The organism is Niallia sp. M35, from assembly GCF_050971705.1.
GTDB lineage: Bacteria > Bacillota > Bacilli > Bacillales > Cytobacillaceae > Niallia > Niallia circulans_A.
Genome location: NZ_JBPCEP010000004.1, coordinates 19,012 through 30,950, shown reverse-complemented (window position 1 = coordinate 30,950; position 11,939 = coordinate 19,012). Strand labels below are relative to the sequence as shown.

The window sequence follows — 11,939 nt, the reverse complement described above, 5'->3', positions numbered from 1 at the left end:
AATATTAAATAAAAAGATTGTTGCCTTAATTGGCAACAACCTTTTTATTTTTTCTTATCATAAAACATACCATCTATAGAGATATTTCCACCATACGGATCATTATATTGATTAATCCTTTTCTTTCTCACTTGCTGCTGCTTTAAATCTGTTTTTATTTTCCCTTGCAAAGAAAGCATCTTGTCATTCAGAAGTTTCTCTGAAGCTATCATTTCCTTTTTATCTGCTTCATTAATCTTCGGCCATAAAGGAAGCTGATTTAATAGTTCTTCCCTCTTCTCTAATAAATCATTTATTTCCTTTATAACAGCTTCTCTTTCCTCTATCGTTCCTTCCTCTATCGTAAGAAGTCCAAGCAGCTTTTTCGTACACTCTTTATAGTCAGTTAATTGACTCATTATGCTAATCCATTGGAAGGTCCAATATCTTTTTTCGCTATTTTTATTACTTCCTTCCAAGTATCACGAAATTCGATAACATAACCTTCGACTTCATTTAATATATTAATATCATTCTTAGTATTAGCTTCCACTAACCTTCTGTAAATATAATCGTACATTTGGAGCATATTTTTAGAAATATCGATCTCTAAATTTAATGTAATCATCAACTCATTAATGATATTTTGTGCTTTACCCAGATTTTCATTTCGTTTTTCAATATTTTTATCCTCAATAGCTCTTTTCGCTAATGTAATAAATTTCAAACAACCATTATACAGCATAAGAGTCAAATCACCGGGAGACGAAGTATTGACTGCATTCTGCTTATAGGTTTGGTATGGTTGATTAACTGCCATCTACTTACTCACCCCTAAGTTATTATTATCCATTTTGTGCAAAAAAGCCTGTTAATTGCGAAGATTGATTATTTAATTTTTGTATAGCCTTTTCCATTGCGTTATACTGTGCCCAATAACGATCTTCTATTTGCTTTAATCGATATTCCATTGATTCAATATTATCATCAATTCGCAGCATATCTTTACCAATGGTATAATTATATTCCGTTTTAAACGTATTACCAGCTTTTTCTTCAATTTGTTTCATTGTATCTGATATATCCGTTCTTAACCTTCTCGCTAATCCTTGTTGATCAGTTGTTGGGCCATCCGCCATAAATAACTGGTATACCGCTTCTGGATTATCTTCGATTGCTGCTTTTAATTTATCTTCATTAATTTCTAGCTTACCACGTTCTAAATAGTCCTTCGAAGTAGTGATTCCAATTTCAGCCAACTGATTATATTTTTCAATTGTTTTTGTTTTATCATTAACTGTTACAGACGCATATAAGGAGTTTCTCATTTTATTTAAACCAGAGGTTAAAAGGGGATCTCTCTTCAGTAAGCCACTTTTCGCCTTTTCCTCCCATTGCTCAATCTCCTTTTCACCCATTGCCGCCTTCTGTTCTTCTGTAAGAGGCTGAAAAGCTGAATAACGCTGAGCAGTAAGTTCTGTATTAACAGCACCGATTGTTTCATTATATTTATCTACAAAAGATTTTATCGTATCAAAAATACTATCTGTATCAGTTTGAATATTTACATTCACACTTTCACCAGCAGTAGTATTTTTATTTAAATTAAAGGTAACATCGTTCATTGTAAAGGTATTGGATTTTCTAGTAGTTTTTAAACCATTAATAGTGAATTCAGCATCAGACCCAGCAGTTTTTTCAGTTAAATTCAGAGTTTTAGTAAAAAATTCTGCATCCTTTCCCAAAAACTCAATTTCTTCTGCTCCATTATTTAGTATACCAGTATCTGTGCGTTGGGCGACTACTTTATCTGTACCAGTGTCATAAAACATACTGATCCCGACATTAGAACTGTTAATTTTACTAAACATACTATTTAATGAAGTGGAGCCATCAATTTTAAAACTTTGCTTATTCTTTGTACCATCTTCATTTGTTGTTTGAATATCAAACTCAATATAGCTGTTCTTCTTAAGATTGTCCCCACTCACTGTTACCGTGCTATTTTCTGGAAGAATTTCACCAAATGTCATTTTTCCGGTGGCTGGATTAACATATACAGTATCAGCTGCTCTAGTGCCTTTTTCTGGAGCATCTCCTTCTATCAGCTGAACTTTAAACGTTTTATCGGTCCCTCCTGTGACAGTTATTGAATCAGGAAATCCAGATAAGGAAGTACCACCTAGATATATTTCGTCTCCTTGTCCTGTTAAAGTCTGTGAAAAACTTTCTCCCTTCCATTGAATTCCTGAGTCATCAGAGAGTTTGCTTTGCTGGGAAAGTAAACTCTTGGTAGGATCTAACGTACTATTACTAATTTTATTTGCACTTTGTACTTTAGCGGACTTTGCCATTACAACATCGGAGATATTATAGGAAACATTCCCCGCATTCGCTTTTGCACTTACTGATACTATATCCTTGTTCGAAGAAACAGCAGTTCTTTTCATCATATTTGATTGTTTGGAAATACCTTCAAATATAAATGTATCGAACTCTTTTAATTTTGCATTCATTGTTCGGTAATTATCACGTTGCCATTCTAAAATTTGCTTTTGTTGTTTTAGTTTGTCTAGGGGCATACGCTGCACTTTCATTAATGAATCGACAATCGATTGTGTGTCAAGTCCACTGGCAAGACCGGTGAATTTTATTGAATTTACACTCATTATAAATCCTCCTATAATTTAAAGCTTTTTATCGATAAATATTCCGATAAACTCTGTCATTTTTGCATAGATGTCTAAAAGTTCTTTAGATGGAATTTCTCTTATAACCTTCTCTGTAGCTTTATCAACGACTTCTATATAATAGCGTTCTGTTTCATCATGGACCTTAAAATTTATAGAAGTATAATGTGGCTTTAAAAATTCATTGATACTCGTTACTATTTCTTCCGCTTTCTCTTTTTTCAGAATGTTAGTCGATTCTTCTGAAAGAGTATCCACCAATTTGGTGTAGTCCCTATTATTTAAGCTAATTTCATTATCATTTCTGGTTGAGTTCACTAAGTTAGATATAGTCGATTGTTGTTGATTCATCTCCAATTTCATCCATATAACAGCTCCTCTATCAGATCCTTTAATTTTTATATCGGATACTCTAAACATTTATTAACAAAAAGTTATTTCAATTGTAAATAAAATGGGATAAATAAGGAAAATTACCTTTCTTTCGAAAAATAGCCTATTACTTTCTGCACTGCTTTTATTACAGATTGCACATCTTCCTCTGTCATTTTCGGAAATAAAGGAAGTGTAATCGCTTCTTCATAGTAGAGTTCAGCGTTAGGACAAATTCCCTTCTTATATCCTAAGTTTCGGTAATAAGCTAAAGTATGGACTGGGATATAATGAACATGCACACCTATATTTTCAGCACGTAAAGCTTCAAATATTGTCTTTCTATCTACCCTTAAACTCTCTAATCGCAATCGAAGCATGTATAAATGCCAACTTGATTCACCAGCTGCCTCTTGAAAAGGTACCACTACATTCGGAATGTTATGAAAAGCAACTGTATATTGATTAGCAATCTCTCTGCGTCTTTTCACAAAACTATCAAGTCTTTTTAATTGGGAACATCCAAGACTAGCTTGTATATCTGTCATTCGGTAGTTCATACCTAAATCAACCATTTCATAGCTCCATGGTCCCTCATCCCCTTTTAAAGTATCCTTCGTGATGCCATGTGACCGAAATAATCGAAGTTTTTTTGCATATTCTTCTGAATTAGTGACAATAATGCCACCTTCACCTGTCGTTATATGCTTAACAGGATGAAAGCTGAACATCGTCATATCAGCTTGAGAGCCAACCTTTTCTCCTTTATAAGAAGCGCCAATCGAATGTGCACCGTCTTCTATAAAAACTAAATGATGCTTTTTACATAACGCTTTAATTCCATCTAAATCCGCCGGCTGTCCTGTATAATCTACAGCAATAATTGCCTTTGTTTTAGAGGTAATCAGTTTCTCGATATTAATTGGGTCAATATTATAAGTTTGTTTATCAATATCCGCAAAAACTGGTTTTCCTCCCATATAAAGAACACAGTTGGCGGACGCTGCAAATGTCATTGGGGTCGTAATGACTTCATCTCCATCATCTATGCCAGCTGCATAACAAGCACCATGCAGAGCAGCTGTGCCATTTATAAAAGCAACGGCATATTTTGTGCCGACATATTCTGCTATCGCTTGTTCAAATTGATCAATTTTAGGACCCTGTGTTAAATAAGGACTTTGCAATGTTTCTACAACTGCCTGTACATCTTCTTCTGTAATCCATTGTTGGCCATATGACAGAAAGTCCTGTCTTACTGGTTGGCCTCCATACAATGCTAATTCCATTTCATTTTCCTCCTTTGGAAAAAAGCCACCTTACATCAGGTGACTTTTAATCCATTCTTCCGTTTCTCTTAATCCTGCTTCTAAGGTATACTTAGGGCTCCAATTTAATAATTGTTTTGCCTTATCATAATTGCATAAAAGCTTTTGAATCTCACTTTGCGGATGAATATGTTCAATGTGTTTAATACGGTCCGAATCTCCAACAATTTTAAGGGCCAGTTCATTGATAGAAACGTCTCTTCCTAAGCCAGCATTTACAATTTCTCCGTTTACAGCATCTGAATATCCAGCATTCACAACAAATTCTGCACAATCTTCCACATATAATAAATCTCTTGTTTGCGTTCCCTCACCATATATATGAAGCTGCTCTCCAGCTATTTTTTTCTTCAGAAAAATAGCTACTACGCCACCTTCTCCTCCAGTTTTCTGAAAAGGTCCATATGTATTAAACGGACGGATTACAACAGTTGGCAAACCGTAAGCATGATAATAAGACAATACCATATTTTCCGCTGCAATTTTACTTCCTGCATAAGGAGAAGCTGGTTTAATTGCATGCTGTTCTGTAATCCCTGTTTCATCGGTACATTGATCATACACCATACATGTACTCATAAACACAACCTTTGTGTTGGTTTTTCTACACTGTTCCAATACATAGAAAGTCCCGATAGTATCGTTGTTAAAAGTTGTTCGAGGATCATCAATCGAATCTTGGACATTAATCGATGCTCCAAGATGATAGCAAATATCAAAGGATGTTTTAGCAAACAATTTCTCTAGCAATGCCTCATCCTTAATATCGCCAATAATGAATTCCTCCAGTTGATCTTTAAATTCCTCAATATTTTTCTCACTGCCATTGGATAAATCATCTAAAATCCAGACTTTATGTCCATCTGCCAGCAACTTCTTTGCCACAGCTCTGCCAATAAAGCCTGCTCCGCCTGTTAATAGAATATTCATAATGTCTCCTTTCTACAGTAAATCCCATTGAAGCGGAGTTCCTTTTTTTAAAGTACTCTTCGCTTTTTTTCCTAAAATACTTTGTAAGTGTTTTGGAGGTAAACCATACCCTGGACGGATAGGTCGGATATTCTCTTTAGTAAATACTTCTCCCTCTTCTATATCCTTAATAATATATAGAGATCTTCTATCTTTTAGTGATGGCAATTCATCTTTAGTGGGGCCATAACTAATTTTCCCTAAGCTTTTCCATGCTCTTTCAGTTTCTAAAACCAACGCCTTCATTTCATCAGGTTCCATTGAAAACGCAGCATCAGTTCCACCAGAAGATCTTGAAATAGTAAAATGTTTTTCAATGACTGTTGCTCCCAAAACTACACTTGCTACTCCTACTCCTATTCCCATCGTGTGGTCACTCAAGCCTACTTCACATTGAAATAAATCTTTCATATGAGGAATCGTTAATAAATTTGAATTATCAGGAGATGCTGGATACGTACTTGTACATTTTAATAAAATTATATCTTTAGCTCCTGCATCCCTGGCAGCCTTTAACGTATCATCTAATTCCCCAGCAGTTGCCAAACCAGTAGAAATGATTATTGGTTTACCTGTCTTTGCAACCTTTTGGATAAGTGGAATGTCAGTATTTTCAAATGATGCTATTTTATAGCATGGGACATCTAACGTTTCAAGAAAATCAACTGCCGTTTCGTCAAACGGTGAACTAAAAGCAATTAATCCTAACTGATGACATCTTTCAAAAATCTCTTTATGCCATTCCCAAGGAGTGTATGCTTTCTTATACAGATCATGGTAAGTTTGGCCTTTCCATAAACTTTCTGGATTATCAATCATAAAATCACTGTTATCTACATCTAATGTCATAGTATCTGCAGTATAAGTTTGCAGTTTTAAAGCATCAACTCCCGCTTCTGCTGCAGCTTCTACTATTTGAAGTGCCTTTTCAAGAGATTGATTATGATTGCCGGACATTTCAGCTATAATAAATGGTTTGTGATTTTCCCCTATCATCCTGCCAGCAATATTTATTTCATTGTTCATGATTTTTCCTCCATAATAGCCTCAATTACAGGTTTTTTTACATATGTTTCATTAACATTCATCAGATTTCTTGCCTTTTCCTTAACTTTTTCCAACTTTTCTTTTCCTTTTAAAATATTTTCTAGCATGTGAGATAAATCATTTTCTTTGACTTCAATATGCCAGCCCATATTCCAAATTGCCCCATACTGAGAAGCCGCAACTACCGATGCTCTTTGATTCTCTTCTACTATTGTGACAATTGATGGCAGACCAAGATAACATCTTTCCCACATGGTTACTCCTCCAGCTCCTAAAGAAAGATCTGCTTGTCTCATTAAATCAGCTAAGTAGTCAATTTGTAAATAATAGTAATAACCATTCATCTCACATTTTTCTCTAATATGTTCCTTATTAATATTAGATTGTCCAGTAACTACATGCACTTTTATTTTTGAAGTATCTAGAACAGATAAGGCATTAATAGCTTTATCTGTTTCATTTGTTGGATCAGAGCCTCCATAAAAAATTAATATATCAAGAACTTGTTTATCTTTTTTTTGTTTTCTTGAGTTTTTTTTATAAAATTCTGGTCGTAAAAGTAAATATTTTGGACCTAATAACTGTTTGCATTCCTTTGGAACTAATTTTATATATCTAGTCATAAAATCCTTAACATAGTTTTGATCAAGTAAGATATCACAATCATGCTTTCTATTTGCTAAATCATCAATTACCATAATTTTCATGTTAGGGAAGTTGAAACGCATTTCTTTTTCCCATTTTATATCAATTTGATAATGATCAATTATTAGTAAATCACAATTTACTTTTTTTAATATTTTTACAACATGATCCGTTTTCTTACTATCATCAATAAGATTTAAATATACATGAAATCCTTGCTGAATAATTAATTCAGACAAATCCCCTTCTGCCTTATTGCATATAAAGGAAACTTTTATTCCTTCTTCTCTTAGCATATGGGCTAAAGTAAGGCAACGCATTACATGGCCAGAACCAATTAGATAAGATGCATCAGCTCGAATAACAACATTTTCTATCATATTAAATAACCGGCTTTTGTTTAATATGAGAATTAATTTTTGCGATATCTGGATGTTCTTCGAGGTATTTCACGACATCTGTTGCTGATATTAAAGTGTCATTGTAGAAATAATCGGCAATTTTACAACAAAGTTCATAATCCTCATTCGTATCCAAGGTTATTCTTAAGGATGGCTCTTGAATTGTTTTCAAAGCTTCTATCTCAGTCCATGTAAATTCAGATGGATTTTCATAAGCATAGTAGGTGACATGTTCTCTATGTCGTTCTTCCCTTCCATGCTGGTGTATATATAATAATGAAGAATAAGAACATAACTCTACAGCCAGGCCTCTAGGTAAGTTACCATTAATCCGTATAAAGTCTTTCCTATCCTTTGTCATTTTCTCAATCATTTTACTACCTAGATTATAATCAACAAAAGGACAATCCGCAGTCACTCTCATTACCATATCTGGCTGATATGGTTGTGCTGCCTTTACATATCTATCAAGCACATCCGTTTCAGATCCTCTATAACATAAAACATTTTGTTTTAAACACCATTCTTCTACAATATTATCTTGAGCAAGTGTTGAAGTCGCAATAATAACTTGATCAATTCCTCTAATTCTTTTACATCTTTCAACTACATAAGTTAAAACATTTACTTCTCCAAGAGGTTTTAATATTTTCCCGGGTAATCTTGATGATCCCATACGAGCCTGAATAATTACAATCGTCTTCATTTTTTACCACCTTACAATTATTGTTACAGAAAAAACTTTAAGTCCTGCAAAGTTTCTATCCGATCATCAGCCTCATATTCTTCTGGCATCTCAATATGCTTATGCTGCCCTGTCATTATACGAATTGTTTTAAAGCCAAGAGGCTTTATGCCAACAAAGTCTTTTCTCGGGTTATCTCCTACATAAACAATATCTTGAGCTTCTACTTTTTCTTGTCTCATTATATGTGTAAAGCAATATGGTGAAGGTTTCGCATTCTTTTTTCCATATCGATGAGTTACATAACAATGCTTCATTATCGGATAAAGACCTAGCGCTTCTAACTTATTATGCTGCACAATTTTATTTCCATCAGTCACAATATAAAGAGGATAACTAGAAATACTCTTTAAAAATATCAAAGTATTATTTGACAATGAAATATTAGGTTTATGCGTTCTATAAACCGATAAACATTCTTTGGCAACTTTCTTTGTATAAATTCCATAATTTCTTAATACATCATCAAAAATACTACCTCTTCCGTGTGTTTGAAGACGTGACCACATCCACTTATTAGTTTCCAATGCAGCTACATTATATTTTTTTTCAATAAAGGAAGCGACTTCACGAAAACCACTCTTTACATATGATAGCTCATCATAAAGCGTATCATCTAAATCAAAAACTATCACCTTCACAAAATCAAATCCTTCTTATATCTAATTAATGTCAAGTCTTTGCTACATTGTATAAACGGATAATTATCTAAATTCTCGTTATTTGATTCTAAAATAAACCATTGAAAACTAGATAAACCAGCTCTAATACTTAATGTTGAAGCCCCACCTATTCTAGGATTACATTCAATAATCTGTGGATTATTATGCTTGTCCAGTAAAATTTGAAACATAACATGACCACTTAACCCTAAATCTTCAGCTAATTTCATCGACAAATTAGTTAACTTTTCGTTCTCTATGGTACGAGTAATTTGTGATTCACCGTCCACAACCATTACTCTTTCTCGTACAATCGCTCCTTTACTTTTACCATTCCTATTTACATATACATCTACGCTATACTCTTTACCTTGAATAAAAGGTTGATAGATGGGACTTTCCAAATAATTTGCTCCACTTATGGCATCTTCTTTATTTATATTTATAAGCATATTTTTAGACCCTGATCCATATCTCTCTTTCACTACAAATGTAGAGCATTTTAAAGCATTAATATCCCTTGTTGTTTCTATCACTGGATATCCCATCTTGCGTAACTCTTTAAAAAAAAGGAATTTATCTTGAGTTATTTCAATACTTCTTTTATCAGAAACCATCACACTGATATTATATTGCTTAAACTCCTGATAATGTTCGGCAAAGTATTTCAATTCGCCATCTCTAGTAGGAAAGATTATATTCACACCTTTTTTTTTGCAAAAATTAAGTATTTCGTTTACAGACATATCTGCCAGTTTAGGCATATGCCAAAACTCATCAACGAAGTGACTTCCTACAACATGTTCATTTATATCAGCACCAATAATATATATTTCTTTTAAATTGGCAGAATCTCTGATTGAACTTATTAAAGGTACTTTACTTGAAATACTCGTTATAAGAATCTTATTCAATATATATCACATTCCTAAATTTAATTTCTTAAAGTTTTTTCCTTCTATAAATTATGGAAGTTTTTACACACTCCCATACTCTATAAATCCAATCTAGATTCTTCAAAATTATTAATAGATAGATAAGTATATCTAATTCGTTCATGATCGCAAACAAAGAAATCAAAAAATAAATAGTAAATATATCAAAAGAAGGGATAACCCCTCTAGTTAAAAACCACTGTTTCCATTTCGACCGAATTACTCCGTATTTTCTAATAAACGGCAATATATAGATTTGAACTGCTAGATGATCAATAACAAATGTCAAAATTAATAATCCATCTATCCACATAGGTTCATTTGTTGCTAGAATAATTCCAATTAAAACAACAGCTCTTACAAGCCGATCTGTATATGCATCTAATTTTGCTCCAAATACTGTACATTGGTTAGTTAATCGTGCTAAATTCCCATCAGCTCCGTCAATAATATGGTGTATCTGCAATAGTATTCCGGCCAATATTAATTGTTGGAACATCATTGATATTCCTGATCCAACACCTAAAAGGCCCGATATAATAGTCACTGTATTTGGTTTTAACCGCAAATCATATACAAGCTTTGTAAAGAATGGATCAATTAAATGAGCGTAGTATTTATTAAAAAAATATTCTTCTGGTCTTCTTTTCTGAACTACATACCGAGATCTAAACGTCCTGTAATTACTGACTATTTTCATTACTATTTACACTCCGAAATACTGAAATAAAATCTTCTCCACTTCTTAAACCAGCGTTTTCTAAAAAAGAGATTATTTCTTTTTGATGGCTCGCAACAGTTATTAATATCTTTCCTTTTACTTGCGGAGGAATGACCTCAGTGTTCTGCACCAATTTCCCGTGTTTATTTATATCTGAATCATAAATGCTAGAAATATCGAAGCCTTTTGCTGTGATCCAAGAATACAAAACCTGTCCAATTTCTCCAGCTCCCCAAATTGCTAAATGATCATTTTTATTGCGGAGAATAAAATGATAAATCTTTTCATCATCTAATATATGAAAATCTTTAGCATCTTTCGATTGTATTTCAGTAGAAGCCAATATCTTTTTCAATGCATTCACCGCTCTTTTAGGAGCTTTACTATCATTGAAGCTATATAATTCTTTTAAAAGACCAGAATAAGGAACTTCTTCATTTTTCATAGAAGTTTCTATCAAATCTAGTAATTTATTTATATCTTGTGTATGAGGAAGTATGTTTCTGACCTTTATATCAAGACTTTCTAAGTTACTTTCATCCTCTTTTTCTTTTGTGTATACCGCTATATTTTTCATATTTTGCAAATTGGTAAATCCAGTATTCCCCTTATTTTGATAAGGGTCCAACAATACTATAGGCTTCTTAAAAAGCATTGCATCAAAAATTGCTCCACTATGATCACTGATTACAGCATCACATTGACTCAACAAATCAAAAAGGTCATACTGTTCATCAAATATAAAGACATCTTCTGACTTTAGAAATTCATCCATTTTTATGTTATTATCGGAAAGCACATTACCATGGTGCAATTTTATTAAAACTGTATAATTTTCTTTTAATTTCTCAAGCGAGGTACTAAAAAGGTTTAAAGATGATAAATCTGCCCATGTAGGACAATAGACCACAATAGGCTTATTCACTAATGTTCTACTAAAAGCCTTCCCTTGTATATCTAGTAGTTCTTGTTTATAACTCTCTCTATTTCTTGGATGACCTATATTTATAACTTTGCTGAACTTTGCTAATCTTTCCTCAGCATATTGCCCATAACTTAAAATCAGATCAAATCCCTTATTCCATTCAGCATAATTCCAACGGTCCTTAGCATAACCATAAAGACATCTAACTTTTATTATCTTATTATCCAATAATTGAAATCCTGGTAAAAAATATGGGGCAATAATCATATCGAATGAAATTTGATTACCAAACACCTCTTCAAAGCTACAATAATTTATGTCATTATTCTGAAAGTACTCTTCTAGCTTTTCAAATCGCCCATTTACGTGTCTAGGAGTATAAATGATAAACATTACTTCCATTTCATTTTTCCTAAGCTCTATAGCAATCCGTTTAAGATGTATATAATGGAAAATGTTCGTACAAGCTATTCCTATTTTTTTCAAAGCATAATCTCTTCCTTTTGTATTTATAGTGTTC

The 11,939-nt window shown here is 33.1% G+C and carries 13 protein-coding genes; all 13 read right to left on the bottom strand.

The annotated features are described in order from the left end of the window. Window positions 1-44 precede the first annotated feature (44 nt). The 13 genes from NiCM35_RS05890 to NiCM35_RS05830 all read right to left on the bottom strand — a co-directional run bounded on the left by NiCM35_RS05890 (window position 45) and on the right by NiCM35_RS05830 (window position 11,905). On the bottom strand, window positions 45-398 hold the full coding sequence (locus NiCM35_RS05890; RefSeq protein ID WP_433778920.1) for a hypothetical protein: 354 nt from the start codon (window positions 396-398) through the stop codon (window positions 45-47). After that, window positions 398-799, bottom strand: coding sequence for a flagellar export chaperone FliS (gene fliS, locus NiCM35_RS05885; RefSeq protein ID WP_095330289.1), 402 nt, complete (start codon window positions 797-799; stop codon window positions 398-400). The genes NiCM35_RS05890 and fliS overlap by 1 nt, the downstream gene beginning before the upstream one ends. A gap of 25 nt (window positions 800-824) precedes the next feature. Beyond that, the gene (gene fliD, locus NiCM35_RS05880; RefSeq protein WP_123258232.1) at window positions 825-2,648 is read right to left on the bottom strand and encodes a flagellar filament capping protein FliD; all 1,824 of its coding nucleotides are present in this window, start codon (window positions 2,646-2,648) and stop codon (window positions 825-827) included. 18 nt (window positions 2,649-2,666) lie between these two features. Beyond that, window positions 2,667-3,020, bottom strand: a complete 354-nt coding sequence (locus NiCM35_RS05875) for a flagellar protein FlaG (RefSeq protein ID WP_161798407.1) — start codon at window positions 3,018-3,020, stop codon at window positions 2,667-2,669. Window positions 3,021-3,142: 122 nt separating this feature from the next. After that, window positions 3,143-4,330 (bottom strand): UDP-4-amino-4,6-dideoxy-N-acetyl-beta-L-altrosamine transaminase, encoded by a 1,188-nt coding sequence (gene pseC / locus NiCM35_RS05870; RefSeq protein WP_433778918.1) that lies wholly within the window; start codon window positions 4,328-4,330, stop codon window positions 3,143-3,145. Between the two features lie 30 nt (window positions 4,331-4,360). Then, window positions 4,361-5,299, bottom strand: a complete 939-nt coding sequence (locus NiCM35_RS05865; protein WP_123258234.1) for an SDR family NAD(P)-dependent oxidoreductase — start codon at window positions 5,297-5,299, stop codon at window positions 4,361-4,363. 12 nt (window positions 5,300-5,311) lie between these two features. Beyond that, window positions 5,312-6,364, bottom strand: a complete 1,053-nt coding sequence (pseI, locus tag NiCM35_RS05860; RefSeq protein ID WP_371470725.1) for a pseudaminic acid synthase — start codon at window positions 6,362-6,364, stop codon at window positions 5,312-5,314. Continuing rightward, complete coding sequence (gene pseG, locus NiCM35_RS05855) at window positions 6,361-7,410, bottom strand: UDP-2,4-diacetamido-2,4,6-trideoxy-beta-L-altropyranose hydrolase (RefSeq protein WP_371470727.1); 1,050 nt, start codon at window positions 7,408-7,410, stop codon at window positions 6,361-6,363. The genes pseI and pseG overlap by 4 nt, the downstream gene beginning before the upstream one ends. 1 nt (window position 7,411) lies before the next feature. Beyond that, window positions 7,412-8,137, bottom strand: coding sequence for a cytidylyltransferase domain-containing protein (locus NiCM35_RS05850; protein WP_371470728.1), 726 nt, complete (start codon window positions 8,135-8,137; stop codon window positions 7,412-7,414). A 23-nt stretch (window positions 8,138-8,160) separates the two neighbouring features. Beyond that, complete coding sequence (locus tag NiCM35_RS05845; RefSeq protein ID WP_433778915.1) at window positions 8,161-8,817, bottom strand: HAD family hydrolase; 657 nt, start codon at window positions 8,815-8,817, stop codon at window positions 8,161-8,163. Beyond that, window positions 8,814-9,752 (bottom strand): ATP-grasp domain-containing protein, encoded by a 939-nt coding sequence (locus tag NiCM35_RS05840; protein ID WP_123258239.1) that lies wholly within the window; start codon window positions 9,750-9,752, stop codon window positions 8,814-8,816. The genes NiCM35_RS05845 and NiCM35_RS05840 overlap by 4 nt, the downstream gene beginning before the upstream one ends. Window positions 9,753-9,780: 28 nt before the next feature. Continuing rightward, window positions 9,781-10,473, bottom strand: coding sequence for a CDP-alcohol phosphatidyltransferase family protein (locus NiCM35_RS05835; RefSeq protein ID WP_371470730.1), 693 nt, complete (start codon window positions 10,471-10,473; stop codon window positions 9,781-9,783). Then, window positions 10,457-11,905 (bottom strand): CDP-glycerol glycerophosphotransferase family protein, encoded by a 1,449-nt coding sequence (locus NiCM35_RS05830; RefSeq protein ID WP_433778913.1) that lies wholly within the window; start codon window positions 11,903-11,905, stop codon window positions 10,457-10,459. The genes NiCM35_RS05835 and NiCM35_RS05830 overlap by 17 nt, the downstream gene beginning before the upstream one ends. Between the last annotated feature and the right edge of the window lie 34 nt (window positions 11,906-11,939).